The organism is Ruegeria atlantica, from assembly GCF_013032505.1.
Classification (GTDB): Bacteria; Pseudomonadota; Alphaproteobacteria; order Rhodobacterales; family Rhodobacteraceae; genus Ruegeria; species Ruegeria atlantica_F.
This window is the reverse complement of the sequence record NZ_WQCG01000001.1, coordinates 1,179,364-1,205,228: the sequence shown is the minus strand read 5'-3', so window position 1 is coordinate 1,205,228 and position 25,865 is coordinate 1,179,364. Positions and strand designations below refer to the sequence as shown.

Annotated in this window: 31 protein-coding genes, 1 other RNA gene and 1 pseudogene; 15 read left to right on the top strand and 18 right to left on the bottom strand. The window is 57.6% G+C overall.

What is annotated here, in order from left to right:
• The 8 genes and pseudogenes from GOW92_RS05915 to GOW92_RS05880 all read right to left on the bottom strand — a co-directional run.
• Entirely contained in the window at positions 1–669 is a 669-nt protein-coding gene (locus GOW92_RS05915) for a nitroreductase (RefSeq protein WP_170558807.1), read from the bottom strand.
• 100 nt (positions 670–769) lie between these two features.
• A complete protein-coding gene (locus tag GOW92_RS05910) occupies positions 770–1,879 on the bottom strand; it encodes a TFIIB-type zinc finger domain-containing protein (RefSeq protein ID WP_170558806.1) in 1,110 nt (369 codons plus the stop codon).
• Positions 1,879–2,355, bottom strand: a complete 477-nt coding sequence (locus tag GOW92_RS05905) for a protein tyrosine phosphatase family protein (RefSeq protein WP_170558805.1) — start codon at positions 2,353–2,355, stop codon at positions 1,879–1,881. Before GOW92_RS05905 ends, GOW92_RS05910 begins: the two co-directional genes overlap by 1 nt.
• 17 nt (positions 2,356–2,372) lie before the next feature.
• Positions 2,373–3,518 (bottom strand): SPFH domain-containing protein, encoded by a 1,146-nt coding sequence (locus GOW92_RS05900; RefSeq protein ID WP_170558804.1) that lies wholly within the window; start codon positions 3,516–3,518, stop codon positions 2,373–2,375.
• A 21-nt stretch (positions 3,519–3,539) separates the two neighbouring features.
• A complete protein-coding gene (locus GOW92_RS05895; protein WP_170558803.1) occupies positions 3,540–4,466 on the bottom strand; it encodes a DUF2927 domain-containing protein in 927 nt (308 codons plus the stop codon).
• A gap of 43 nt (positions 4,467–4,509) precedes the next feature.
• Positions 4,510–5,700 (bottom strand): toxic anion resistance protein, encoded by a 1,191-nt coding sequence (locus GOW92_RS05890; RefSeq protein ID WP_170558801.1) that lies wholly within the window; start codon positions 5,698–5,700, stop codon positions 4,510–4,512.
• 30 nt (positions 5,701–5,730) lie between these two features.
• Positions 5,731–6,645: a 5-bromo-4-chloroindolyl phosphate hydrolysis family protein gene (locus GOW92_RS05885; protein WP_170558798.1), complete on the bottom strand. Its 915-nt coding sequence runs from the start codon at positions 6,643–6,645 to the stop codon at positions 5,731–5,733.
• Positions 6,646–6,834: 189 nt separating this feature from the next.
• A pseudogene (locus tag GOW92_RS05880) lies at positions 6,835–7,629 on the bottom strand (pseudouridine synthase); the annotation flags it as partial.
• A 61-nt stretch (positions 7,630–7,690) separates the two neighbouring features.
• Here GOW92_RS05880 and GOW92_RS05875 point away from each other — a divergent pair.
• The gene (locus tag GOW92_RS05875) at positions 7,691–8,140 is read left to right on the top strand and encodes a nucleoside deaminase (RefSeq protein ID WP_170558794.1); all 450 of its coding nucleotides are present in this window, start codon (positions 7,691–7,693) and stop codon (positions 8,138–8,140) included.
• Positions 8,141–8,142: 2 nt separating this feature from the next.
• On the opposite strand, the gene GOW92_RS05870 is transcribed toward GOW92_RS05875, so the two are convergent.
• Positions 8,143–8,835 carry a metal-dependent hydrolase gene (locus GOW92_RS05870; protein ID WP_170558792.1) on the bottom strand — a complete coding sequence of 231 codons (693 nt, stop codon included), beginning with the start codon at positions 8,833–8,835 and terminating at the stop codon, positions 8,143–8,145.
• 60 nt (positions 8,836–8,895) lie between these two features.
• Here GOW92_RS05870 and GOW92_RS05865 point away from each other — a divergent pair, with 60 nt between their 5' ends.
• Positions 8,896–9,552, top strand: coding sequence for a ceramidase domain-containing protein (locus GOW92_RS05865; protein WP_170558790.1), 657 nt, complete (start codon positions 8,896–8,898; stop codon positions 9,550–9,552).
• Here the strand turns inward: GOW92_RS05865 and GOW92_RS05860 are convergent.
• Positions 9,543–10,106 (bottom strand): DUF4202 domain-containing protein, encoded by a 564-nt coding sequence (locus tag GOW92_RS05860; RefSeq protein WP_170558788.1) that lies wholly within the window; start codon positions 10,104–10,106, stop codon positions 9,543–9,545. The genes GOW92_RS05865 and GOW92_RS05860 overlap by 10 nt on opposite strands.
• Before the next feature lie 139 nt (positions 10,107–10,245).
• Complete coding sequence (locus GOW92_RS05855; RefSeq protein WP_170558786.1) at positions 10,246–10,410, bottom strand: hypothetical protein; 165 nt, start codon at positions 10,408–10,410, stop codon at positions 10,246–10,248.
• A gap of 236 nt (positions 10,411–10,646) precedes the next feature.
• Between GOW92_RS05855 and gatC the strand changes: the two genes are divergently transcribed.
• The 5 genes from gatC (at position 10,647) to rnpB (ending at position 14,276) form a co-directional block, all read left to right on the top strand.
• Entirely contained in the window at positions 10,647–10,934 is a 288-nt protein-coding gene (gene gatC / locus GOW92_RS05850; protein ID WP_058275619.1) for an Asp-tRNA(Asn)/Glu-tRNA(Gln) amidotransferase subunit GatC, read from the top strand.
• 3 nt (positions 10,935–10,937) lie between these two features.
• On the top strand, positions 10,938–12,425 hold the full coding sequence (gene gatA / locus GOW92_RS05845; RefSeq protein ID WP_170558784.1) for an Asp-tRNA(Asn)/Glu-tRNA(Gln) amidotransferase subunit GatA: 1,488 nt from the start codon (positions 10,938–10,940) through the stop codon (positions 12,423–12,425).
• A 40-nt stretch (positions 12,426–12,465) separates the two neighbouring features.
• On the top strand, positions 12,466–13,164 hold the full coding sequence (locus GOW92_RS05840) for a hypothetical protein (RefSeq protein ID WP_170558781.1): 699 nt from the start codon (positions 12,466–12,468) through the stop codon (positions 13,162–13,164).
• Complete coding sequence (locus tag GOW92_RS05835; RefSeq protein ID WP_170558779.1) at positions 13,115–13,825, top strand: N-acetylmuramoyl-L-alanine amidase; 711 nt, start codon at positions 13,115–13,117, stop codon at positions 13,823–13,825. Before GOW92_RS05840 ends, GOW92_RS05835 begins: the two co-directional genes overlap by 50 nt.
• Before the next feature lie 51 nt (positions 13,826–13,876).
• Positions 13,877–14,276, top strand: an RNA gene (gene rnpB / locus GOW92_RS05830) — RNase P RNA component class A.
• Between the two features lie 8 nt (positions 14,277–14,284).
• On the opposite strand, the gene GOW92_RS05825 is transcribed toward rnpB, so the two are convergent.
• The 3 genes from GOW92_RS05825 to GOW92_RS05815 all read right to left on the bottom strand — a co-directional run bounded on the left by GOW92_RS05825 (position 14,285) and on the right by GOW92_RS05815 (position 16,176).
• Entirely contained in the window at positions 14,285–14,617 is a 333-nt protein-coding gene (locus tag GOW92_RS05825; RefSeq protein WP_058275623.1) for a GYD domain-containing protein, read from the bottom strand.
• A gap of 67 nt (positions 14,618–14,684) precedes the next feature.
• Positions 14,685–15,527, bottom strand: a complete 843-nt coding sequence (locus GOW92_RS05820) for a DUF2182 domain-containing protein (protein ID WP_170558777.1) — start codon at positions 15,525–15,527, stop codon at positions 14,685–14,687.
• Between the two features lie 13 nt (positions 15,528–15,540).
• Positions 15,541–16,176 carry a DUF1326 domain-containing protein gene (locus GOW92_RS05815; RefSeq protein ID WP_170558775.1) on the bottom strand — a complete coding sequence of 212 codons (636 nt, stop codon included), beginning with the start codon at positions 16,174–16,176 and terminating at the stop codon, positions 15,541–15,543.
• Positions 16,177–16,492: 316 nt separating this feature from the next.
• On the opposite strand from GOW92_RS05815, the gene GOW92_RS05810 reads away from it, so the two are divergent.
• Positions 16,493–17,197 (top strand): DUF533 domain-containing protein, encoded by a 705-nt coding sequence (locus GOW92_RS05810; RefSeq protein ID WP_170558773.1) that lies wholly within the window; start codon positions 16,493–16,495, stop codon positions 17,195–17,197.
• Positions 17,198–17,323: 126 nt separating this feature from the next.
• Positions 17,324–17,491 carry a 50S ribosomal protein L33 gene (gene rpmG, locus GOW92_RS05805; RefSeq protein ID WP_058275626.1) on the top strand — a complete coding sequence of 56 codons (168 nt, stop codon included), beginning with the start codon at positions 17,324–17,326 and terminating at the stop codon, positions 17,489–17,491.
• Here rpmG and GOW92_RS05800 read toward each other — a convergent pair.
• On the bottom strand, positions 17,484–17,702 hold the full coding sequence (locus GOW92_RS05800) for a hypothetical protein (protein ID WP_170558771.1): 219 nt from the start codon (positions 17,700–17,702) through the stop codon (positions 17,484–17,486). The genes rpmG and GOW92_RS05800 overlap by 8 nt on opposite strands.
• On the opposite strand from GOW92_RS05800, the gene GOW92_RS05795 reads away from it, so the two are divergent.
• On the top strand, positions 17,701–18,207 hold the full coding sequence (locus tag GOW92_RS05795) for a hypothetical protein (protein WP_170558769.1): 507 nt from the start codon (positions 17,701–17,703) through the stop codon (positions 18,205–18,207). The genes GOW92_RS05800 and GOW92_RS05795 overlap by 2 nt on opposite strands.
• Before the next feature lie 166 nt (positions 18,208–18,373).
• On the opposite strand, the gene GOW92_RS05790 is transcribed toward GOW92_RS05795, so the two are convergent.
• Positions 18,374–19,150, bottom strand: coding sequence for a Bax inhibitor-1/YccA family protein (locus GOW92_RS05790; RefSeq protein ID WP_170558767.1), 777 nt, complete (start codon positions 19,148–19,150; stop codon positions 18,374–18,376).
• A gap of 127 nt (positions 19,151–19,277) precedes the next feature.
• Here GOW92_RS05790 and GOW92_RS25460 point away from each other — a divergent pair, with 127 nt between their 5' ends.
• Positions 19,278–19,628: a hypothetical protein gene (locus GOW92_RS25460; RefSeq protein WP_438826302.1), complete on the top strand. Its 351-nt coding sequence runs from the start codon at positions 19,278–19,280 to the stop codon at positions 19,626–19,628.
• A 40-nt stretch (positions 19,629–19,668) separates the two neighbouring features.
• On the top strand, positions 19,669–20,550 hold the full coding sequence (locus tag GOW92_RS05780; protein WP_170558765.1) for a LysR family transcriptional regulator: 882 nt from the start codon (positions 19,669–19,671) through the stop codon (positions 20,548–20,550).
• Between the two features lie 7 nt (positions 20,551–20,557).
• Here GOW92_RS05780 and GOW92_RS05775 read toward each other — a convergent pair whose 3' ends face one another.
• Complete coding sequence (locus GOW92_RS05775) at positions 20,558–21,514, bottom strand: NADPH:quinone oxidoreductase family protein (RefSeq protein WP_170559376.1); 957 nt, start codon at positions 21,512–21,514, stop codon at positions 20,558–20,560.
• A gap of 321 nt (positions 21,515–21,835) precedes the next feature.
• On the opposite strand from GOW92_RS05775, the gene GOW92_RS05770 reads away from it, so the two are divergent.
• The 3 genes from GOW92_RS05770 to GOW92_RS05760 all read left to right on the top strand — a co-directional run bounded on the left by GOW92_RS05770 (position 21,836) and on the right by GOW92_RS05760 (position 24,492).
• Positions 21,836–22,207 carry a helix-turn-helix domain-containing protein gene (locus tag GOW92_RS05770; RefSeq protein ID WP_058275630.1) on the top strand — a complete coding sequence of 124 codons (372 nt, stop codon included), beginning with the start codon at positions 21,836–21,838 and terminating at the stop codon, positions 22,205–22,207.
• 44 nt (positions 22,208–22,251) lie between these two features.
• Positions 22,252–23,043 (top strand): histidinol-phosphatase, encoded by a 792-nt coding sequence (hisN, locus tag GOW92_RS05765; protein WP_170558763.1) that lies wholly within the window; start codon positions 22,252–22,254, stop codon positions 23,041–23,043.
• Between the two features lie 114 nt (positions 23,044–23,157).
• Positions 23,158–24,492: an 8-oxoguanine deaminase gene (locus GOW92_RS05760; RefSeq protein WP_170558761.1), complete on the top strand. Its 1,335-nt coding sequence runs from the start codon at positions 23,158–23,160 to the stop codon at positions 24,490–24,492.
• On the opposite strand, the gene guaD is transcribed toward GOW92_RS05760, so the two are convergent.
• A complete protein-coding gene (gene guaD / locus GOW92_RS05755) occupies positions 24,489–25,778 on the bottom strand; it encodes a guanine deaminase (protein WP_170558759.1) in 1,290 nt (429 codons plus the stop codon). The two genes, GOW92_RS05760 and guaD, sit on opposite strands and share 4 nt — an antisense overlap.
• Positions 25,779–25,865 lie beyond the last annotated feature (87 nt).

The following is a 25,865-nucleotide window of genomic DNA, read 5'->3' as shown; positions in this document are numbered from 1 at the left end:
TTATTCGACCCAGCGTGCGATCTCGTCCAGGCCGGCACGGCTGGTTCGAAACCCGTTTGCAGGGTGGTCTGTATCGGAATAGCCGAAGGAGATTGCGCACAGGATCAAGCGGTCATCGGGGATACCAAAGTACCGGTGCAGGAACTGACCATAGCTGGCCACCGCAGCCTGAGGGATTGTAGCCACACCCAATGCTTGCGCGGCCAGAGTGAAGGCCATGACAAAACCGCCGGTGTCCATTGCCCCGTACGGGCCAAGTTCTGCAGGGCTTGAGATGATCGCGCAATGCGGCGCGCCGAAAAGTGCAAAGTTTTCCATCATTTGCTGGGCTGAACCTGCACGGTCCCCGCGCTGTACGCCGACGGCTTCGTACAATGCCCAGCCGCATTCACGGCGGCGTTCCTGGTAGATACCAGTATATTCGGTCGGGAACGGCAGGTCCGGTTCTGGTGCGCCAGTTGCGACTTCGTGTTGCAGTGCTTTTCGGAATGCGTCAGTTTCGGCGCCGCTCGTGACAATGACGTTCCAAGGTTGCGCATTGCACCAACTGGGGGCGCGTGATGCGCTGGACAATATTTGTTCGACGAGCGTCTTAGGAACGGGGTCAGGTCGGAACGCCCGGCAAGAGTGCCGCTCGGCCAGTAATTGATCCAGATCGGATAGCGTCACACTGCTCTCCCCTTCGTGCAGACGAGGCGCAGGATGGCGGTAGGTTCAGCGATGTTCAAGCGGTTAAACCGCCAAAATTGCACGCGAACGCGACGCGGTTCTATTGCTGACCCGTTGCCATCATGTACCCGACACCCGCCGCGACCAGCAGGCCGAGGACAACAGCGATCGTGATCTTGATGGCTGACCACGGGCGTTCACCCTGAACGCGCCCCGTTCTGCCATTCACAACGAAACGATAGGTCTGCCCTCGGTATTTGTACGCGGCCAGCCAGACAGGCAGCAATATGTGCTTGAAGGTCACATTCCGCACGTCAGTGTCGATTGCGTGAATGCGCTGTCGGTCGCCGCCAATATCGAACCGAACATCCCGTTCGATCACGCGGGCCATATGCGCGCGGGCTTCGGTGTAACCATCCTGCAGTTCGACAGTATATGCTTCTGCCCGGAACCCGGCCAGATACTCGGGCTGATAAGGTTCAAGCGCCGGTAGATCCCAAGGCTCAAGCGCGTCAGTATATGCTTTGGGCAAGGACCGGGACGCCAGCACCAGAACATCGTCAAAGAACCGCGCAACCCGGCCGGATTTTGGGGACCAACGCACTTTGGCCACTTGTTGTTGCACGCGTTTACCGTCACGCATTACGGTCCGGGTCTCGTAATACACTGTACCGCGTTCGCCGCGATACGCTGACTTGGTATCTGCATCGAATGTCCAGTACGGGACGTAAATCCCCTGCATCTTGCGACCTTTGCGGGCATAGTCCTTCAACCCGTTGGGTGCGAACCACAACTTGCCCAACCAGCTTGACATCGCCTTGTGAGCCGCGCGTTCATCCAAGGCAAAGGGCAAAACGCCCTTGGGTTTTATATGCCGGTTTACACCGGTCTCTGTCACGACCGGCGTGGCACAAAATGGGCATTCAGCGGCATGGGTGTTGGGGTCAAACTCGACCTGAGCCGCGCAGTTCGGGCAGGACAGAACCCGTGTTTCCTCAATTTCCGCATCTGGCAGTTTGTTCGCCAGCGCAGCGTTGAAATCCAGTTCTTTCAGGCTGGCACCGCCCCACGGCCCGGCTCCGATCTGTTCCGAGTGACCGCAATGATCGCAGGTCAGCGTTCCATCGCCCGGATTGAACCGGTAATCCGCGCCGCATTGATCGCAGGGAAAACGGTGTTCGGTCAACGGGTTGGCTGGATTCTCGTTCATCAGTACTCATAACCCAAATAACGGTTCGGTTTGTCGATATCGGCTCCATGTCCCAGAAAGGCGGCCCAAACGCCTCCGGGACGCCAAATCCCATCCATAAGCGCTTCGGCGGCCTCAATGTCACCAGATCCATCCCGTGCTCTGCGCAGCATAAAAGCTGAAACGCGGGCATTGTAGATGCAGTGCACATGCAACGGCGTATCGCCGAGCGCATCCAGAGTTCTGACAAACGCGGAGTAGTCGTCTTCGGTCGGGTTCTCGAAATCCACCGGAATATAATGATAGGTCATACCGGCTGCTGCGACAGTTCCGGGTTCGTCCGCAAGCGCCCCCTTGTTGTCATGCGGTCCCAAGTTGATGATATCTGTGATCCGAGCATCCGCCAGCGCTGCGATCTGTTCTTCGGTCGGCTGGCCTGACACAGTCAGCCGCTCATCGACGCGACGAAAATTGAGGATATCTGTCAGCGACGCCATTTCTTGCCTTTCCGAGCCTAAGCTCCCGGCGGTGGTGGCGGCAAGATCGTGAACAACTGCGCCAATTCCTGAACATCCCCGGCTTTCTTCCAACCGTCCTGACCCGCTGTCCAGACATGGGTGTCGCGCGTGATCTCACCATCTGTCGCCATACGACCCATCTTGGCCTTGGAAAACGGCCCGCTGGTTTGCCCGTCCACCGCGATATGCCAGACATGCTCAACCGGAGGAGGTGGCGGTGCTGCATGCGCTGCCGGTTGCGGGGCAGCGGGGGCGGAACTGCCCCACGGGCCGCTTGGTTGACCCGCTGCCATGTTCGACATCTGCTGTGCCATGGCCATGCCCATTCCCATGCCAAGACCCGCGCCCATTCCGCCGCCCTGACCAGGGTTGTTTGCGGCAGCAGTCATTGCTTCGGCGGCGGAATACTGGGTGAACTTGCCCAGATCGCCCGCCAATCCCATCGACGTCCGCTTGTCCAGCGCAGCTTCGACCGCAGGCGGTAGCGAGATGTTTTCGATGTAGAACTCGGGCATCTCAAGCCCGTACCCTTCCAGAACGGGCGACACCTCGGCGGCGATAAGTTTGCCCAGATCGGCGGTGTTGGCGGCCATGTCCAGCACCGGAATGCCCGATCCTGCGATCACGCGGCTGAACTCCTGCACGATGATGTTACGGATCTGAAAGCTGATCTCATCCATGGTGAATTCACCATCGGTGCCGACGATTTCAATCAGGAACTTCGCGGGGTCCTTGACCCGGACCGTGTATGTGCCAAAGGCGCGGATACGGGTCGGTCCGAATTCCGGATCGCGCAGCATGATTGGGTTCTTGGTGCCCCATTTCAGATCATTGAAACGCGTCGTGTTAACGAAATAGATCTCGGACTTGAAGGGCGACTGAAACCCGTGATCCCAATGCTGCAGCGTCGTCAGGATCGGCATGTTGTTGGTCTCAAGCATATAAAGACCGGGCGTGAACACGTCTGCCAGTTGTCCCTCATGCACGAATACCGCTGCCTGTCCTTCACGCACCGTCAGTTTGGCGCCGTACTTGATTGCATGCCCTTCACGCTCGAAACGCCAGACCATTGTGTCACGGGTGTCGTCGACCCAGTGAATGACGTCGATAAATTCTCCGGTCAGAAAATCGAAAATACCCATTGGGGTCTCCTTTCCTTGGGCTCAGAGCTGCTGGCCCATCAATTCGCGAGCAATAATCCGGACCACCGGGCGGGCGTCATCAGCCGTAACACCGGGTTCAAGGCGCGGGTCATAAAGCATTGTCAGAAGTTTTTCGTCATGGCTGGTCAACAGCGCAAACTCATCATTGTCGTTGAATATCGAAGGCCGTGCGGCAGGGCTGTCGTTGGATAACCCAAGCCCTTGCGCGATCTCTTCGTGAATGCAGCTGCGGCGGGTAAGGTCCGGCAGTTCAGCCCGGATGAGCGTGACGGCCCGCACAAATTTATACGGCGAGCTTTTTGTGGGTGACGCAAAAACAAGACAATCGATATTGGCACGCGGGTTCGCTACCAAATCTAGGGAAGGCGTGCTGATACCGGGGATCAGCTGTTTCAAACGTTTCACCACATAGGCGCTGTCATCCTTGCCTGCAAAGAAGACATGGAAGTTAGCCTTGCGATTGACGACCGAGATCGGGTGATCCGTCAGCTTACTCAGCCGCTCCGCGAACGCCTCGACCTCAGCCGCGTCTTTTGTGCGTATTTCGGGTGCCACGGATGGGGCGAACTCGGTCTGTATCCGCACGGGCCCTGCCCACCGGCTAAGCTGTCCGTCCGTTCGCCGAATGCGCGTGGTCACAGCGTGATCGGGGTATTCGCTGTAAAATGCTATGGCCTCGAAATTGCGGGCCAAATCGTCGGCGTCGTAGGGTGTATCAGGTCCGCCTCCGTCCACGCGCAACATGTCACGGGTTAGCAGGTCACGTTCGACCCGCTCGTAAAACCGGGCCAGATCCTGACTTGCGGCGGACGGGGGAACGTAGGCGTTTGGTGCCGGCGCAGGTGCCACCGGGCGCGGCTGCGGGGCAACCGAAGATGTCAGCGCTTCATCGCAATTGGCCAGCGCCAACAGCGCTACCACGCCCATTAAGGGTTTCAGATATCCCGTTATCCGCACGCCTAGCCTGCCTTTAACTGGAAACCGCAGTTCCAGCGTTGTCGCCGACCCCGTCTTTGCGGGCCTTGGCCGCGGCAAGGGTGTCGCGCAGCTCGGTCTCCATCTTCTGCAATTCCTGTTCGGCAGCGGCGCGTTTGGCCTTGCCCTCGTCGGCAATTGCCAGGCTCTCGTTGATCGTACCGATCAGATCGGCATTGGCTTGCTTGACTGCTTCGATATCAAATACACCGCGTTCCATTTCCTCGCGGATCATTTTGTTCGACTGGCGCAGGTTCGCCGCGTTCGAAGTCAGCAGCTCATTCGTCAGGTCATTCGCATCGCGCACGGCCGAAGCAGCCTCGGCGCTGCGCTGGATGGTAACGGCCTGCGCCAGTTGCGTTTCCCACAGAGGCACTGTGTTGACGAGGGTCGAGTTGATCTTGGTCACCAGCGACTTGTCGTTTTCCTGTACCAACCGGATTGAGGGAAGCGACTGCATGGTCACCTGACGGGTCAGCTTCAAGTCGTGCACACGCCGCTCCAGATCGTCTCTGGCGGCCCGCAAGTCACGTAGCTCTTGCGCTTTCATCACTTGTTGGTCTTCGGGCGCCGCCTGAACTTCGGCTTCTTTTTCAGGGATGTTTTGGCTGTCCAGTTCAGTCAGTTTTTCCTCACCTGCCGCGATGTACAACGCAAGTTCATCATAAAAACCCAACGTCTTTTCATATAGCAGGTCCAGCGATTTGATGTCCTTCAGCAGCGTATGCTCGTGACCCAATAGGTCATCGGTGATCTTGTCGATCTGACCCTGAACATCTTCAAATTTAGCGGTGAACTGGGCAAAAGGCGCGGCTTTGCCCAACAGTTTTTCCCACCAGCTGCGTTCGCGCCGGACGTCCAGCTCACTGACCGAAAACCCACGGATTGTGGTCACGATGTTGCGCAGGCTATCCCCAGCAGGTCCGACATCCTTGTTGCGTACATCGGCCAGCATCGCCTGGCTGATTTCTTGCAGTTCCGATTGGGCAGATGACCCGAACGCGACGATCGAGTTGGTATTGCCCATGTCGATCTCGTCCATGCGCTTGCGGATCTCGGCGCTGACAGGTTCGTCGGCTTCCTCAAGCGAGACGATTTCGGCGGTCGGGTCGGGCAGGGCTACAGCCGTCACTTCCTGTACCAACGTTTCAGCTTCGACCGCCTTGTTCTTGATGTCATCGGACATGGGGGTAATCCTCTCTCAAATTGTGGCCGGTCAGTCCAACCGGACGCCTTCGCGTTGCAGCCTTTCGCGCAACACATCAATTTCAACCGTCAGATCACTGCGGTCATCCAAAAGCATCTTACGGGTTCGAGCCGCGAAATTCTGTTCAAGATCATCCAGCAGGGCTGAATAATCCTCCAACGTCTTCGCATCGCGTGTGCGGGCGTAAACATCTGCGAATTTGACCGTCGCGTCACGCGCACCCTGCAAATAAACGGTCAGGTACTTTCGTGCTCCGGCCAGATCGCGCGGGTCTTCCTCGACCGTGCGGAACAGTTCGCGGGCAGTGTCCTGAAACCGTTCAACCCGCGCCTCGATCCTGCGATCGCCCGCGCGTTTAATGGCGTCGGTCATTTCGGACAGGTGCGTTTCGGCGTCTTCAACTACGCGGGCAACGCGGTCTTGCTGAAAGGTGTCGATGCCCTCCATACCCTTGTCTTTCATCGGATCAATTCCGAATGAGACAGAGTGAAGGGCGCCAGCCACCAAGCCAAACAGGATCGGAGCAACAAGGCTAGCCTCGGACGATGTGGCTGCATCCAGAAATTCTGTGCGGTATGCGGCCAACCCGATCCCGAGTCCGGTCAGGAGGCTGGAGAATATTTTTCTGGGAAACGCCGGACGACGCGCGGTGCGCCGGGCATTATAGGCAGACTCGGCCCGCAACCCTTCACGCAAAAGGAATGCCGCGCCGGTCAAAACGCCGGCTGCAATCAGCCCGATTGTCATGCCAACTGCGCCGTCGTTCAGTGACAGGAACACCAAGGGGATCGCGGGCAAGAACAAAAGGTTGGCGCGGGCGCCAGCAGGTTCGACGCGTGCGCCGTCAAACTGGCCACGCGGGTTTTGGTCTGGCTGTGCCGATTCGCCTTGAGGGCTGTATTTTCCGCCATACCGTTTGGTCATGCGCTCACAAGCCCCCTAGCAGGCCAGTGCACACGCCAAGCATTAGTGCCAACAGCACAACATAGGCTAATTTTTGCACTCCGGTCCCGGACATGGCGCCCCCCAAGTATGTCCCTTGTGGAAATCTAGGCCATGAGAGGCCGTGGCGCTAGGGGGAAGGTTGCCTAACCTGCGTCACTTGCGAGGTTTCTTGCCGATTGGGGGGCGTTTTCGCTGTGGTCGCGTGGGTCGTTTTGCCGGTGCGTCAGGCTCTGCGTCCAGACCCAGCTGATCCCGCATAACCCGGCGGCGTATCTCTTCGACCTCACCGGGTTTCAGGCTTCCCAGTTGGAACGGGCCGTAAGATACGCGCAGTAGTCGGTTCACTGCAAAGCCAATATCTTCGATCGCGCGCCGAATTTCGCGGTTTTTGCCTTCGCGCAGACCAATGGTCAGCCACGCATTCGCGCCTTGCTGGCGATCAAGCGTAACAGTCATGGGCTGAAAACGCTCACCTTCGATCACCAGGCCCTTGCGCAAGGGTTCGAAATCCTCGTCCTTGGGGCGGCCATTTACACGCACGCGGTATTTGCGCAGCCATCCTGTTGCCGGCAGTTCCAGCTTTCGCTTGATCCCGCCATCATTGGTCAACAGCAGCAAACCTTCCGAGTTCAGGTCCAGCCGACCGACGCTCATGACCCGCGGCATGTCCTCAGGCAAATTGTCGAAGATCGTCGCGCGCCCCTTTTCGTCGCGGGTCGTTGTCACAAGACCCGAAGGCTTGTGATACAACCACAGGCGCGACGGTTCCGGTTCGGACACCGGTTTGCCGTCGACGATGATCTTGTCTTTTGCAGTGACGTTCAGGGCGGGGCTGTCGATGGTCTTGCCGTTTACACGCACACGACCGGCTTCGATCATGCGTTCGGCTTCCCGACGCGAGGCGACGCCTGCGCGGGCAAGGACTTTGGCGATCCGGTCGCCGGGAGGAGGGGTTTTGGTCATCCGCAGCCCATAGCGCATCCCGGCCGCTTGCGAAAGGCGGGTTTCTGATGCAGTCAGGGGCATGGTGTTCAGATCGCACATGGATAAGGCGTTGGTTGAAGCGCGCGCTGCGGGATCGCGCGGCGAAGTGCCTGTGGGCGCTGTCATAGTCGGACCCGATGGCCAGATCGTGGCCTCTGCGGGCAACCGCACCCGAGAGTTGAATGACCCTACAGCCCACGCCGAGATCCTGGCCCTGCGCACAGCGTGCGCCGCGACCGGGTCCGAACGTTTGCCGGGTCACGACCTTTACGTCACGCTGGAGCCGTGCGCCATGTGTGCAGCGGCCTTGGCAGCTGCACGTATCCGCCGCATTTACTATGGTGCCGCCGACCCGAAATCAGGCGGTGTCGCTCATGGCGCGCGCGTTTTTACCCACAAGCAAGCGCACCACGTGCCAGAGGTTTACGATGGTATCGGCGGACAGGAGGCCGCCGACCTTCTAAAAGAGTTCTTCGCCGCGCGGCGATAACTCTAAAGGTTGATGGTCTTCATCACTTCGGGTTCGATGACATCGACCCCCGGCAACCCGTCGACTAGCGCTTGAGCCGATTGTTCAAGGATCGGGAAGGTCTTGTAATGGCAGGGAATCACGGTTGTGAAGTTAAAGTAACGCTTTGCCGCGTAAGCCGCGCCCTTCATATCCATTGTGAAATGGCCGCCTGCTGAAAGGATGCCTATGTCGGGTTTGTAGTAATCCCCCATCCAATCCATATCGGCCATGATATCTGTGTCGCCAGAGACATATAGCATGCGCCTTTCCGAGGCGATCATGAACCCGACCTCGCTGCCGCCGGTGCGCAGACCGTCGGGCGTGGAAAAGGTTGAACTGTGCGAGGCCGGAACCATCGACACTTTGACACCGTTCAGGTTCACGGTTCCGCCTTTGTTGAATCCGATGGTTTCCAGCCCTTCGGCCTCGCTCCAATACCCCATCAAGTCGTATTGTCCGACTACGGGAACGTTCAGGTGCTTCGCCAGCGACACGACATCGGCGACATGGTCAAAGTGCGTATGGGTCAGAAGGATATGGGTCGCTCCCGCCAACGCGCGGTCATGCTGTTCTTCGGACAAAACCGGGTTACCTGTCAGCCACGGGTCAATGAGCAGAACCTGCCCACCGGTTTCGATGCGGAAACTGCCGTGGCCAAGCCAAATGATGTCCATGAATTCATCCTCCCAAAACAAACTGTTGGCATCAACTTAGCATCGGCTATGTAAAAGTTCATGGATTGGTTGCAGGAAATAGATGGTTATTGCGAGCGCGTGTCGCCCGCCTATTGGGCGGAGCCGGTAAACGCGGTGACCAACGCCGCATTTCTGATTGCGGCTTTTGTTATGTGGCGACGTGTTCGCGGGCAGGGGATGCCGTTGGCGATGCTGTTGGTGGTCGTTTTGGCCGCCATCGGCGTGGGCAGCTATCTGTTCCATACTCACGCGCAGGTCTGGGCTGCCATGGCGGATGTTCTGCCTATTTTGCTGTACATCCTGATCTATATTTTCGCGATCAATCGTGACGTCTGGCACATGCGCCCAATTGTGGCCGGGATTCTGACGGCCCTGTTCATTCCTTATGCGGCAGCGACAGTACCCCTGTTCCAGCTTGTACCGGGGTTGGGTGGGTCAGCCGCCTATGCTCCGGTGCCGCTATTGATCCTGATTTATGCGTACTTGTTGCGCCGCCGGGTGCCGGATACTGCCCGTGGTCTGGCAATTGGGGCAGTGATTCTGATCGCCTCAATCACCTTTCGCGCGCTGGATGAACCCATTTGTGGGCAAATCCCATTGGGAACGCACTTCATGTGGCACATCCTGAACGCCATTATGCTTGGCTGGATGATTGAGGTTTACCGCAGACACCTGGCCCGCGCGGTTCAGGCCTGAAACGCGGCGGCTAGCTCTGCGGGCAGGTCGAATTCGGACAGCACACGTGCGCGGCCTTGCTCAGACATTTTGCGCGCCGTTTTTTCGACGATGCTTTGGATTTTCTCGGCCGAGTGCTTCTCGGCAAAAGGTTGAAAGTACCATTTGAGGAAAACAAAGCAGATGACATCCTCAAGCGCCTGAACCTCGTCGTTACGCTTGATACCTTGCTTGCGCAGCATCCGACCGGCAGATTCGACATCATCGGCGCTATAGCCGCCGTGTTCCATCAAGCCCATCACAACGTCAGCATGATGGACACCCTGTGCTTTGCGCCATGCAAGATACCCGGCGCGCCCTTCGGGATATTTGCTGCGTGCCAGTTTCCACCGTTCTACATGCTGGCCACGTGCGGCAATCTGCAATGGGTCGGACGCGTCAGGGAACAACCTGTCCAACTCGGCGCTCATGCGCTGCCCATAAAGCAATTCGACCGGTTGGCCGTCTTCTAGGTTGGGGTCTTTTGAGTTGGCCGCATCAATCGCGTCCAGAACAGCTTGCTTGCGCGCGTTCATCTTCCGCTCCGTTGGCTTGCCGGATCTGCGGGGCAGACCGGCGGGTCATTTAACGCCACCGTAGCGGTTTGCTGCGCGGGGTGCAGCAGGCAATTGCCGGGCCGGGGCAAATGGATCCGACCCGGTTTTGCGGTTCAATTTACTTGCCCGGCTTGGTCTGATCCTTAGTGACAGGTTCCGAAACCTGATCGGGGAACATCAGGCTACGGGTCAGGGTGTCCATGCCTGGGCCAAACGCGCCCGCCTGAGCCTGTGCCGCAAAAATTGTCGTGGCCAATACAAAAGCAGTCATGAGCGTTTTCATCGTTTTTCTCCATATAAGGCTGTGCCGTGCATATGAAGTGAACAGTTCAGTTCAGTTTTTCAAGATGTGAAATGAACTAAATAGTTCACTATTTTGCATAGGGGGTATGCGGAAACGATTGGTCTTGTCGGAATTATGGGCTTTGCAGTCGATCCAAGGGTGGATCAGGGCCTCGGCGGTCTTGCGACCCGGCGACCAGACAGGTAAATGCCCCCTAACGCATATGAGGATATCCGATGTCGATTGACCAAAGCAACGCCGCCAAGGTGGCCAAACTGGCCCGGATCAAGGTCGAAGATGACGCGCTGCCTGCGCTGGCATCTGAATTCAACACTATCCTTGGGTTCATCGAACAACTCAACGAAGTCGATGTGGAAGGTGTCGAGCCGATGGTTTCGGTTGAGCCGATGCGCCTGAAACGTCGCGAAGACGTGGTCACCGACGGGAACCAGCAAGACAAGGTGCTGGCCAACGCCCCTGATGCGCGCGAAGGGTTCTTCGCAGTTCCCAAAGTTGTGGAGTAAGACATGAGCGATCTGAACAAACTGGGCCTGGCCGAAGCGCGCGATGCGTTGCGCGCCGGTGATGTAACCTCTGTCGAGCTGACCGAATCCTGCCTTAAGGCAATCGACGACGCGGACGCGTTGAATGCTTTTGTTCACAAAACGCCAGAGATCGCGCTGGAGCGTGCCAAAGCGGCGGACGAGCGGATCAAGGGCGGCGATGCACCGTCTATGTGCGGCCTGCCGATCGGCATTAAGGACTTGTTCTGCACCAAAGGGGTGCCTTCACAGGCGGCTTCGAAAATCCTTGAAGGTTTCAAGCCTGAATACGAATCCACAGTATCCCAGCAGTTGGCCGACTCTGGCGCAGTGATGCTGGGCAAACTGAACATGGACGAATTCGCCATGGGCTCGTCCAACGAGACATCGGTTTACGGCAACGCGGTCAGCCCTTGGCGCCGCGGCAATGACGACGCACAACTGACACCCGGTGGCTCATCCGGCGGGTCGGCCTCGGCTGTGGCGGCAGACCTGTGCCTGGCCGCCACCGGCACCGATACAGGCGGTTCAATTCGTCAACCTGCAGCGTTTGTAGGTATCACTGGTATCAAGCCGACTTATGGTCGTTGCTCGCGCTGGGGCATCGTGGCTTTTGCGTCCTCGCTGGATCAGGCGGGTCCGATGACTAAAAACGTGCGCGATGCAGCCATCATGCTCGAGGCGATGTGTGGTCATGATCCCAAGGATTCGACCAGTACGGAACTGGCAGTTCCGAACTTCGAGGCCATGCTAACCGGCGATATCAAAGGCAAGAAAATCGGTATCCCCAAAGAATACCGCATGGACGGGATGCCGGCTGAGATTGAAAAACTCTGGGCCGAAGGCGCCGAGATGTTGAAAGCAGCGGGCGCTGAAATCGTCGACATTTCGCTGCCGCACACCAAGTATGCGCTGCCCGCATACTACGTGATTGCACCGGCCGAAGCGTCCTCGAACCTCGCCCGTTATGACGGTGTCCGCTATGGCCGCCGCGCGCAACTGGCGCAAGGCGATGGCATTACCGAGATGTACGAAAAGACCCGTGCCGAAGGCTTTGGCCACGAAGTGCAGCGTCGAGTGATGATCGGGACCTATGTGCTGTCGGCAGGGTTCTATGACGCTTACTATAACCGTGCCCGCAAGGTGCGAACCCTGATCAAGAAAGACTTCGAGGATGTCTTTGCCGCGGGGATCGATGCGATCCTTACACCGGCAACCCCGTCGGCGTCGTTTGGATTGGGCGAGATGACCGAGGCGGACCCGGTACAGATGTACCTCAACGACGTCTTTACCGTGACGGTGAACCTGGCGGGCTTGCCCGGGATCTCGGTTCCCGCAGGTCTGGACCAGCAGGGCCTGCCGTTGGGTCTGCAGCTGATCGGCCGCCCGTGGGACGAAGGCGATTTGCTAAACACAGCCTACGCGCTGGAAAGTGCGGCCGGGTTTGTGGCCAAGCCGAGCAAATGGTGGTAATCCTCGGATCAGGCAAGACCAGCTAAGACGGAGCAGCTGAATGCGCTTTACGCTTCTGATCCCCGCAATCGGGCTTGTGGCCGCCTGTAACACGGTGGCCCCGGTCCAGGGTACAGGATTCAACACGCCTCAATATCAGGCGCAGCGCGAGGCGGCGCTAGCCGGACAGGGCTATACCGGCAACCCATTGACTGGCCCTGCTGAGGTTTCAGAACAACAATTGGGCGCACCCGGCAGCACTCCGACTGGGGATAACGCTGATATCGCGTCGGCAACCGCAGCTGCATTGGCCAACACTTCGGGGCAAAGCACGTTGACGCAAGCACCGCTGTCCGCCGCCAGTAACAATGCGATCTCCGACGAACAGGATTTCGCGGCTGTATCAGGCCGTCGCACGATCGAAAACGACGCGGCCCTGATTCAACAGAACCGCCAGACCTACGAAGTCGTCACCCCGACTGCTGTTCCGCAGCGCGGATCGGACGGCCAGCCCAATATCGTGCAATACGCTCTAAGCACTTCGAATCCAGTTGGTACACAGCTTTACAGCCGCGCTGGGTTTAATCTTGAGGCCAAGGCTCAGCGGAACTGCGCCAAGTTCCCGTCGCCCGACCAAGCTCAGATCGAGTTTTTGGCCAATGGCGGCCCGCAGCGTGATCGCAACGGGCTGGACCCGGATGGGGATGGGTATGCCTGTGGCTGGGATCCCAGTGCATTCCGCAGTGCTGTCAACAACTGATCCACAAGCGCCAATCTGGCACGCTTCGCCTAACTATGGGCCACGCAGGGACGGGTTGAAGCCGTCCCTGATCGTTTTGCACTATACCGCGATGAACAGCGCGCAAGAGGCGCTGGACAGGTTATGCGACCCCGTCCACGAAGTTTCGGCGCATTATTTGATTGGGGGCGACGGGACGCTCTGGCACATGGTGCGAGAAGAGGACCGCGCCTGGCACGCAGGGGCCGGGGAATGGAGCGGTCAGAAGGATATCAACTCCCGTTCGATCGGCATCGAGTTGGACAATACCGGCAGGCACCCGTTTTCAGACCTGCAAATGCGCAGGCTGGAACAGTTGTTGCCTCAGATCATGCATCGCTGGGGCATTCGCCCATACGGTGTGATCGGTCATTCCGACATGGCACCCGGACGCAAATTTGATCCCGGGCCGCGATTTGACTGGTTGCGGCTCGAGCGCAACAAACTGGCCGCGCCGCGCGGACAAAGCGATGGCCCGCTAGATGCGCCGATGGATCAGTTTCGGATTCTGGCTCAATCCGCCGGCTTCAGCGCTGACGTAGACGACGAAACTTTGCTGTCCGCCGTTCGCCTGCGATTTCGTCCTTGGGCTACAGGTCCGTTGCAGAAGGCCGATTTCGCACCTCTGACCGCCCAATCCTGATCCGCTCTGCGCTCTTGACGCAGCTTGTCACAAGGCATACCCACCGCTTGCGCGGAGGGCCGGATGGCCGCTGGGGCCGCAAGGCCCGAGAGGAAAGTCCGGACTCCACAAGACAACGGTGCCGGGTAACGCCCGGGCGGGGCAACCCGACGGAAAGCGCCACAGAAATCAGACCGCCCCGGACTTCGGTCCGAGGTAAGGGTGAAACGGTGGGGTAAGAGCCCACCGCGCCGCTGGCAACAGTGGCGGCACGGCAAGCCCCACCGGGAGCAATGCCAAATAGGGTCCCCGCGCGGGCCGGTCGGCGTAAGCCGATACCGCCGCTAGGCACGTCCTGGCCAAGAGGGACCGGGTTGGCAGCTTGAGCCGCGCAGCAATGCGCGGCCTAGAGGAATGGTCATCGAAGGGGGCAACCCCGGAACAAGATCCGGCTTATAGGCCCTCCGCGCATAACTCTGTTCACTTACCGGGCGGCGTGTAAGCCCCGGTCAGCTTGGCGGCCTTTTTGGTAATGGCGGCAAAGTCCTTCGCCTTCCAGGCGCGTACTGTTTCAACGTTTGATACTGCACCCGAGGCCGCAACGGCCATTCCAATGGCTACTGCGTCAGTGCCATCCGGAACTTCACTTACGACCACCACGTCATTTTCGCCGGTCGTCATGTAAAAAGCCAAAAGCTTGCCGCCGACTTTTTTCAGTAACGCCCGGACGGCCGCCGTGCGGTCTGCAGGCTTCTTCAGCATTCCTTTGACGCCATCCTGCGAGTAGGTCGCGTAAGTTATGAAAATAGGCATAAGTCTTCTCCTTGTTTCAATGGTTTGGAACGCTGAAATTGGCCTGTTCCGCGGCCTGAAAATGGGACTAAAAAATGCTCATAAGGGCGTCCAGGACGATCCAGAAACCCACTGCGATCAGCCCAAGACCGGTCAGGGTGGACAACCATCGTGCACCCGGCAGAAGCTTTTCCAATGCGACGTAGACCGCAATTCCGGCAATCCAGTACAGGTTCATGATCCCACCGACGAACAGCAGCGCCATCAAGGCCCAGCAACAGCCAAGGCAGTACAGCCCATGCAGCGCGCCGGTTCGGAACGCGCCAAACGCTCCGGGTCGATGATGATCGGCAATGAACCGGGCAGGGCTTTGACAATGCCGCAGACAGGCGGTCTTGAGGTCCGACAACTGGTACGCGCCTGCCATGATAAGGACGCAACCGGCGAATGTTTTGGACCGAATTGTCATCATTGGACCATCAGACAGCCCAACACTTTCGAGGCCCCATTGTAGTCCCGTCGCGGCAACGCTGAAAAAAGCCCAGGCGATCAGATAACCCGTCAGAAAGTAAAAGCTGAACTGCGCTGCCTTGTCCCGTTCGGGCCCCGCGCGTTTTATCGCTGAATACAGCAGGACCGCCGGGGCGGCGCTGGGGGTCATCATCGCAATCATCATGACCCACCACATCAGAAAGATCAGCGTTGCGTATTGCAGGTCCCAAATGGGCGCTACGCCCATTTGCATGGGCTCTCCGATCGGACCCGCCATCCGCGTCATCTCGGTAGCGGTCATGCTCATGCCAATCCCGGCGATGGTATACCAGGCCGAAACCAAAATGATCAGCGATACGCCGGACAACACGATGACCCGCTCACGCCGCATAAGCCGCTCGACCGCCCCAGTGCGGGGCGGTGTGGGATTGGATGTCATAATGAACCCCGGATCAGGCGCCCAGGACACCGTGGCCCGAAATGTTCAGGTGGGCCAAATGAGCGTGCGTTGCGTCGAAGGTCAGGCTGATTTCACCGCCATGCGTTTTGGCAGAGCCCGAGGCAGCTTCGGCGTGCCGGTATTCGAACCCGTTTGGCAACTGAATAGACGCCCGGTGCGCCGCGCCCGATACGATATGCGGAATAGGGCTGACCTCGACATCAAAGATGCCTGCCGCATTGGCAAATCCCGTGCGTTCGTCGCGATCCCAGTTCAGCTCAATGGGCACAAAGAGTGTTTCGTATTTGGTCGGGGCCATAGCGCTGTATACATACCACATCGTCGCCATTTCATCGGTATCTTCCCCGGTCATGATGGCCTGCAGTGCCGCGCGCTGATCGGCGCTGGCGTTTTCATCTATGATCAGTTGCATTTGACCGTTGCCCTCATGGATCGGGCCCGGCCAATAGTAAACACCAGCCGCCCTTACACCGGCCAGATCGGTGTCCCCATAGTGGCCGCTTTCGATGTCGAACACGACGACCGCTTCGCAATTGCCATGCGTGGGAAGAACACTGAACTGGCAAGGACAACCGAAGTTGCAGTTACAATTGGCCAGTTCTTCGCCCTTAATGGTCCATTCAGTCATGATGCCCCCTAAACAATATCAATCGTGCAAAGCCTGCTTGCACGGTTGCTTGCCTGTTCATGGTGCCTCGAAGAACGAGCCAGAAATTGGCTTCTTTGGATTGTTGATGGCGCAGTAACTATCACAAATTCGAATTTCTGACAAATTAGGCCTGAGTTTGTGCGGGAATACGCCTGTTTCGCGTTCACTCGGTGAAGCGACGCCTCAGTTGATCGGATTCGCGCTAGCGTCGGAGCATCTGCTTTATCAGCGGATTATTGAGTCACAGGTATCTGCTATATAGCGGAAACGTATTTTGAATACTGGGAGGATTGTTATGAGCTTCATGAAGGCATTGGCGTCGGTTGCAGTTGGATTTGCTGCAGCAAAAGGCATGGAAAAGTACAAGCAAATGGGCGGGATGGCCGGTCTGCAGGATATGATGCAAGGAGCTGGAGGCGGCTTTGGTATGGATCAATTGGGCAAGATGGCAGAACAGTTCGGGATGCCAGGTGGTGCCGGTGGGCTGCAAGAGATGATCGGTAAGCTTGGCATGGCCAACCCAGCCGGTGCCGCTGGCCTTGGCGGTCTGATGAATGCCATGCAGGGGGCCGCAAAGACAGGCAGCCAGCAGACCGTCGACATGATGGAAACGGTGTTCAAAGGCACGCCGGGCGGTGCCGCGATGGAGGAGCAGGCCAAGCTGATGCTGCGCGCGATGATCCAGGCAGCCAAAGCGGACGGAGAGCTGGACGCGCAAGAGAAGGAGACTATCCTGGGCGAGTTGGGTGACGATATCAGCGACGAAGAACGCGCCTTTGTTCAGGATCAGTTGAACAGTCCGATTGATGTGATCGGATTGGCTGCTGATTCCGGTGCGCCACTGAAAACGCAGGTCTATGCGACGTCTCTGGCGGCGATTCGTCTGGATAATCAGCGCGAGGCATCTTACCTCGTGCAGCTGGCCACGGCGCTGGGATTATCCGATGCCGAGCGCGACCAGATACACACTTATATGGGTGCGCCAACCCTTTCGACCTAAGCCTGATCCCCAAACCGGAGGACATGTGCCTGATTGCCCTTGACACGAGCCGTGCAAGGCGTAAAAGCGCACGCTCATAGGAATTCAACCGAAAGGCCCCTGCCTTTTCGGACGCAGGAGATAACCATGGCGAAGCCGACGACAATCAAGATCCGTCTGAACTCGACCGCGGGCACGGGCCACTTCTACGTGACCAAGAAAAATGCTCGCACCATGACCGAGAAAATGATCGTTCGTAAATACGATCCGGTCGCTCGGAAACATGTCGAGTACAAGGAAGGCAAGATTAAGTAATCTGCCGTCCAACTTGGACAGAATACAAAAGGGTTTCGCTGATGCGGAACCCTTTTTCTTTGTGCCTGCGGCTGGGTGAATTGCCGGGGATCAGGAATTGGCCGTTGCAGTGGCGCATCAGCGCAACGGCCATTCGACAGGGCGGCGGGTTGCTTTTTGGGACACCTTGACCATACGCTTCAGCAAATCGTTCCAAAATGTTGGTCGCCATGAAAAAAATCTTGTTATCCACAATTGCCGTTTTCGCCTTAGCGGCATGTGAAGACCCCTATAACCGCTCGGGCGTTGGCTTCACGGGCATAGACGGAGAACCCCGGACCCTCTCGGATGTTCCGGGTGCAGTCTCGTTTCTTCCTGTCGCCACGAACGTTCCGGCCGAGTTGGCTTTGTTGCCAGCCATACCGGTCGTGACTGATCAGACCGAAGCGGAGAAAGTAGCCCGAGTCGCGATCGACAATGGCGGACGCAGTGATGGCAACTCAGTTGTATTGACCGGTTCGGACATGAACATGTACCTGAGCACCGTCAGCGTGAACGGAACCTTGTTTGGTGTGCTTCGGACGGAAAATAACAGCACTCGCGTGGACAACGACATCGGCGCTGCCTTTGGTCAAAACACTGAACAGTTTACGGGATGCTTGCCAGCGGGTGAAGTATACCGCAAGGGATCTTCGTCGCGTAGCTCGGGATTCGCGATCGCTCTGAACTGCAGCTAATCCAACCACAAGTTACTAGTAAAGAAACCTTCACCATGTCGGTGAAGGTTTCTTTGTTTTTGGGCTCCTAAGCCCGCTCGTTACTCTGGGCATGATACGATAAAGTGAGGCAAATAAAAAAGGCGAGCCAATCGGGCTCGCCTTTCAATCCGAATTCCGGCTTGTCTTATTCGCGGTTGCCGAACAATTGCAGCAGGAACATGAACATGTTGATAAAGTCCAGATACAGGCTCAGCGCGCCCATAATTGCGGCTTTACCCAACCATTCCTGGTCGCCCGAGTGGGCCATTTGCAGGTAGGTTGTTTTGATCTTCTGGGTGTCATAGGCGGTCAGGCCAGCAAAGATCAAAACGCCGATCACCGAGATGGCATACATCATTGCGGGTGATTGCAGGAAGATGTTCACAACCATCGCCACGATTAGGCCAATCAGACCCATGATCAGGAATGTGCCCATTCCGGACAGGTCTTTTTTGGTCACGTAGCCATACAAGGACAGCCCTGCGAAGGCGATCGAGGTGATCAGGAATACCTGAATGATCGACATGCCGGTAAAGGCAATGAAAATCCAGCTGATCGACAAGCCCATGACGGCCGCAAAAGCGTAGAACACCAACTGCGCTGCCGCAGCGGAAAGGCGGTTGATGCCGGCGCTAAAGCCAAAGATGAACGCAAGCGGCGCAAACATGATCACCCAGCGCAGAGGCGAGGTATAGATCGCGGCGCCCAGCGACGTCAGATAGGTGCCCGAGGTGATTTGCCCGGCTGCTGCCGACGGGTCGGTTGTCGTGGCAAGGCCGGAAATGGCCCAGGCTGCCATGAAAGTAATCAGCATGCCGACGGACATGGTGCCGTAGACTTTGTTCATATGGGCGCGCAGGCCCTCGTCAATCTGGGCAGCGCGCGCACCGGTCGCCGTCCGGATCGTGTCAAATTGTGCCATTAAGGGTCTCCCTTCGCATATTTCTTGTCGTGGCCATGATAACGGCCGCGTTCCACGCAAATATCGGCAAGTGCGGGCTGCGTTTCAAGGGTTTAACGCCGGAAACTGGCTAAAACACGCAACAAAAATGGCAGCCCGACGTTTCGCGCTGCCATTCATCGAGGAAAGGTGTGAATTCAAGTCACTTTTGCCAGAAATCAGGCGCATCCCAAATGGATCGCGAAGCCTCGGCTTCGGCTTGTTCGCGGGTGATGCCGATGTCTTCCAGAGCGCGATCATCAAGTTTGGCAAGCGTTTGACGCTGGCGCAGAAGAGAGAAGACATCCTGAAGCGAGGACAACAAAAAGCGACGCTGCGGTTTGCAGTGCTGTTTGATTGCAATTTGGGTCATGTTTATTGTCCTTTCTCTGATTGTCGATGGTTTCTTATCGTTCCATCAGCTTCCTTGATTTATATGGCGCAATATGTCACATTTTGAAAATGAATATTTTTGAAGTGAAGCATAAGGAATCGTGAACATGCGAAATCTGGATATCACCACGCTCAGATCCTTCGTTGCCGTTGCCGACCAGGGTGGCGTGACACGCGCGGCCGGATTTCTGCATCTGACACAATCTGCGGTTTCTATGCAGTTGAAGCGATTGGAAGAGTTGCTGGGTCTTGAGTTATTGGACCGCAGTGGCCGCACAATTGCGTTGACAGCGTCTGGCGAACAACTATTGGCCTACGCCCGGCGCATGATCGCGCTGAATGATGAAGTGATTTCGAAACTCACTGATCAAGCTTATGAGGGCGAGGTTGTTCTGGGCGTTCCGCACGACATCGTCTACCCGGCCATTCCGAGGGTTTTGCAACGTTTCAACGCCGAATTTCCACGGGTTCGGGTTCAATTGATTTCGTCGTATTCGCTTCAATTGAAAGAAATGTTCAAACGCGGAGAATGCGATCTGATTTTGACCACAGAGGCATCAGCCAGTGATGGAGCTGAGATCGTCGCTGAGTTGCCATTGCGGTGGATTGGAGCACCGGGCGGGTCAGCGTGGCGCAAGAGTCCGATTCCGTTGGCCGTTGGGCGGAGATGTGCGTTCCGACCACAGATGATCTCAGCCCTCGACGCGGAAGGTATCTCTTGGGAGTTGTCGGTCGAGACGGAAAACGACCGAACAATTGAGGCCACGGTCAGCGCGGATCTGGCAGTCCACGCCATGTTGGACGGGACTGAGCCGGCACATCTTGAACAGATTGATACCGGCGGTGCGCTGCCGGAACTGCCAGCGCACGTAATCAATTTGTACGGTGGAGAGGCCGGGCGCGGTGCTGTTGTCGAAGCGCTGGCTGCTTTGGTCCGTCAGAATTTCCGCATGTTGGGCAGTGCGCCTCTTAAGGCGGTTGTGGGGTAGGCGCCTTTCAGGGCGTCACCACCACTTTCCCTGTTGCAACCCGGTCGCGCAGTAGTTGCATACCCTTTTCGGCTTCGGTCAAAGGAAGTATGTGGCTGATATGCGGTTTGATCCGCCCTTCGGCGAGCCAGCCAAACAGAGTGTCAAAGCTGTCCTGCACGATCTGAGGCCGGAATCTCAGATATCCGCCGATGTAAAACCCTATCACCGTAAGGTTTTTTACCAGCAGGTGATTGGCCGGAATCTGAGGCACGTCGCCACCCGCAAATCCGATCGGCAACAGGCGGCCTTCAGGGTTGGTTGCGCGGAAGGCGGCCTTGAAGACGTCGCCTCCAATCGCGTCATAGACAACGTCGGCGCCGCCCAGTTCCTTGACGCGAGTACGAAGATCCTCGGATGCGTCGATAAGATGGTCTGCGCCTGCCGCGCGCGCCACTTCCAGCTTTTCCTGGCCACGCGCATGGGCAATCACCGTCGCGCCCATCAACTTACCGATTTCAACGGCTGTTAGTCCGACTCCACCTGCAGCTCCGGTAACTAAAAGGGTTTCACCTGGCTGCAGTCGCGCCCGATGATCAAGGGCAATGTGGCTAGTGCCATATGCGATCTGAATGGCCGCGGCATTTTCAAAGCTGATCGCGTCAGGTAGGGGTATTGCACGGTTCGCATCGAATACGCCGTATTCGGCCAGTCCACCCTGACCGGAATACACGGCCACGCGGTCACCGACATTCAGGCGCGTGACGCCTGACCCCAGCTTGTCGATAACGCCCGCGACCTCCATACCCAGCGTGAAGGGCGCTTCGGGCGTGTCCTGATAAGTGCCCTTCAGCATCAGCAGGTCTGCAAAGTTCAGTCCGCAGGCCTTGATCGCGATGCGCACTTGCCCGGTGCCGGGTTCGGGAAGGTCGATATCAGCCAGTTGGGCAGTCGCTCCGTGGGATGGGATCGTAAATGCCTGCATGATCGCGCTCCGTGCTTTTTTGGGCATAGATTCTCTTCAGCGCGGATTTGTCAATCATTTCTCCGGTCGTTTCCGTTGCGTTTAGATGCCCGGCAACGAGTGCAGGAAATATCGAAGCGTTAAAAACACACAACCCTAAATCTTTGTGGGCCGAAACAGATTCAACCTTCTTGAAAAAATACCCAAATGCGTCAATATTGCGCTATGGTGCTGTTTTGGGGGTATGTTCCAAATTAGGGAGTGGTTAAGTGCGACTCGCTAGTGTTGCGATGAAAAGCAACGCGCGCCCCAGGTAGTTGTGTGTAAAAGAGGAGAATACCAATGACCCATCACGTCGATGTCCATGTGGGCAAGCGCGTCCGGCATCGCCGCTGGCTGATTGGCATGACCCAGCAGCAGCTGGCGCAGCAAGTTGGTATTAAGTTTCAACAAATTCAAAAGTATGAAACTGGGGCCAACCGGATCAGCGCGTCTCGCCTATGGGACATTGCCGAGGCATTGGACGTTCCCGTCAGCTTTTTCTTTGAAGGTCTGGAAGAGGCCGAAAAAGAAACCTCAGGCAAAAAGTCGGTTCCTGCGGACCTGATGGGGGACAAGGAAGCACTGGACCTCGTGCGGTCTTACTATGCGATTCCCGAAAACCAGCGCCGCCGCCTGTTCGAACTGGCTCGGGTTCTCAGCGACGTCGCATAAATTAGTGGGTTGACTCGGCACCGCGCTCACCCCACGGGTTACGCATGCAAGAGACCTCTCTAAGCGATCTGGAAGTTGCCGAAGAAATGGCCGACGCAGCACGTGCGGCCATTCTTCCGTATTTCAGGCAAACTAATCTGGACACCAAGAACAAACTCGCTGATGGGTTTGACCCTGTCACCATTGCCGACCGCGACGCGGAAAAGGCGATGCGTAAAGTTCTGGCGCAACATCGGCCTGAAGACGGCATATTCGGCGAGGAGTTTGGTCGCGAAGACGGCTCCAGCGGCCGGACCTGGGTACTGGATCCCATCGACGGCACGCGGGGGTTTATCAGCGGGACTCCTACCTGGGGCGTTCTGATTGCCCTCAGCACGTCTGATGGCCCGATCATGGGGGTCATTGACCAGCCCTATATCGGCGAAAGGTTTGTGGGTTCGGCGGATGTCGCGCAGGTCAGCGGCCCAACCGGACTGGCACAGTTAAAAACACGTTCGACATCCACCTTGGATCAGGCGGTTGTGTTCACCACATTCCCAGAGGTCGGGACACCCGAGGATCGCGCTGGGTTCGAAGCTGTGGCCAAACAAGCAAGGCTGACACGCTATGGCATGGATTGTTATGCCTACGCGTTGGTGGCGGCAGGGCAGGTCGACTTGGTGATCGAATCCGGCCTGAACGCGTATGACATTCAGGCCCCCATCGCAGTGATCGAGGCGGCAGGCGGCATAGTGACCGACTGGCAGGGCGCTCCGGCCCATGATGGCGGACGAGCTCTGGCGGCCGCCAACCCTGAACTGCACGCCGCTGCATTGGAAATCCTGCGCAACTACTGAAACTGGTTGCCGCGATTTGGTCGGTCGGGTAGGTTCTACGCGGCTGGTTCTTGTGCCCGTTTTCCGCCAGCTTTTGCACTCCTTGCATGAGACGGGCTAATGCAGGAGGGCGAATTGACTGAAATCCTTATCAAAAATGCAGATACCATACTGACGATGGATGACGCGCGGCAAGAACTGTCGGGCGCGGACATTTTAATTTCTGGAGGTCAGATCAAGCATATCGGCCACAATCTGCATACAGACGGAGAGATCCACGATGCCGCGGGTTGTGTTGTGACCCCCGGCCTAGTGAACACCCACCACCATTTGTACCAAACCCTGACGCGGGCTGTGCCAGGGGGGCAAGATGCGTTGCTTTTCGGTTGGTTGCAGACACTCTATCCGATCTGGTCCAGATTCGGCCCTGAAGAGATGTTCGTGTCGGCTCAGATCGGTCTGGCGGAATTGGCTTTATCTGGATGCACGCTTAGCTCTGATCACCTATACCTGTATCCCAATGGCGCGCGTCTTGACGACACGATTGCCGCTGCCGCTGAAATTGGCCTGCGGTTCCATCCGACCCGTGGCGCGATGAGTATCGGTGAGAGCGACGGAGGATTGCCGCCAGATACCTTGGTCGAGGTCGAATCGGCGATCCTTGACGACATGATCCGTGTGGTCGACGCGTTTCACGACCCATCCGAAGGCGCGATGTGCCGAGTTGGGTTAGCGCCGTGTTCTCCGTTTTCGGTCAGCCGTGATCTGATGCGCGACACGGCAATACTTGCGCGCGACAAGGGCGTGATGCTGCACACTCATTTGGCAGAAAATGACGAGGATATCGCGTATTCGCAGGCGCAGTTCGGGTGCCGTCCCGGTCAATATGCCGAAGACTTGGGGTGGACCGGATCAGACGTTTGGCATGCCCATTGTGTGAAGCTGGACGGGGCCGAGATTGATCTGTTTGCCAGAACCCAAACGGGTGTAGCTCATTGTCCTTGCTCCAATTGTCGATTGGGATCGGGTATCGCACCGGTGCGGGCCATGCGTGATCATAAGGTTCCGGTGGGTCTGGGCGCGGACGGTTCGGCCAGCAATGATAACGGCAGTCTGATCCTCGAAGCCCGACAGGCCATGCTGCTGCAGCGCGTTGCCAATGGCGCAGATGCAATGTCGTCACGCGAAGCGTTGGAGATTGCCACGCGTGGCGGTGCAGATGTGCTGAACCGCCCCGATTGCGGTCGGCTTGAGCCCGGCAAGCGCGCCGACATTGCCATATGGGACACGCGCGGGATCGAAAGCGCGGGCAGTTGGGACCCGGCCGCATTGCTGCTGGCCGGGCCAATGAAGGTGAAGCACCTGTTTGTCGAAGGCCGCCAGATTGTGCGCGACGGGCATGTCACGACGTTGGACCTGCCGCGCGTGGTCGAACGGCAGACCCAGCTGGCTCGCGCTTTGCAAGCCTAGGACGTGACGCGGCGACCGGCGATCCATACTTCGGCAATGGCCCGGTCGTCGCCCATCATGATGGTTGGGAAAATGGCCTCCCACAGGTCATCGGCGCAAGCCTCGCGCTGGGCGATGGCTGGGGTAGACGCTAGGTCGAGAACAACCAGATCAGCCTCCATTCCCGGCGCCACGTTGCCGATGCGATCATCCATTCTCAGCGTGCGGGCCGAGCCGACCGTGCCCAGCCACAGCAGTTGTGCCGCGTGCAGGGGTGAGCCGCGAAGCTGCCCGATTTCATAGGCCGACGCCATAGTGTGCAGCATCGAAAAGCTGGACCCGCCACCGGTATCGGTTGCAAGTCCAACCCGGTGACCTTCGCGCATCAACCCGTCCATGTCGAACAGGCCGGATCCGATAAAGGTGTTCGAGGTTGGGCAATGGATCAGTGAGGCGTCAACTTCGCGCAGCCGATCGCGTTCACGCGATTCCAGGTGGATGACATGGCCATAAACGCCATGCGACCCCAGCAGTCCGAACTTTTCATAGGTATCAAGATAGTCCCGTGCGTCGGGAAACAGTTCACGCACCCACGCGATTTCGTCTGTCTGCTCGCTCAGGTGCGTTTGCATTAGACAATGGGGGTGTTCAGCCCACAGCGCGCCCATCGCCTCAAGCTGCTCGGGCGTTGACGTTGGCGAGAACCGCGGTGTGATGGCGTATGAGATCCGGTCGACCCCATGCCATTTCTCCAGCAAGGCCTGCGACTGGTCATAGGCCGTTTTCGGTGTGTCCCGCAGCCCTTCGGGCGCATTGCGGTCCATGCAGGTTTTACCCGCCACCACACGTTGCCCGCGTTGGTGTGCGGCCGTGAAGAACGCATCGACACTTTCCGGGTGGATGGTGCAGAAACTGCACATCGTTGTCGTGCCGTTCGAAGCCGTCAGATCGAGATATCGATTGGCGATTTCGGCTGCGTATTCGGGATTCCCGAACTTCATTTCCTCGGGGAAGGTATATGTGTTCAGCCAGTCGATCAGGCGTTTTCCCCAACTGGCAATCATGGCGGTCTGCGGGTAGTGGACATGCGCATCCACAAAGCCAGCCATGATCACGTGCTGACCGTGGTTTACAACCTCGGCCTCCGGTTGCGCGGCGAGCAGGCTTTCGGCATCGCCAACTGCAGAAATGCGGCCGTCTTCGATCAGGACCGCTTCGCTGATGGTCACGGCCTCTGTCGGTTCACCTTCGAATGGTGATCCGTTGAAGCTCAGGACACGCCCTTTCAGCAGCGTTTTATGCGCCATTTCTGTTTATCTCCGCCTGTGTGGGACTACGAAACAGCATAAGGGGACGAAACTTGCCGGTAAATCGGCGCATTGTCATTGTTTTCC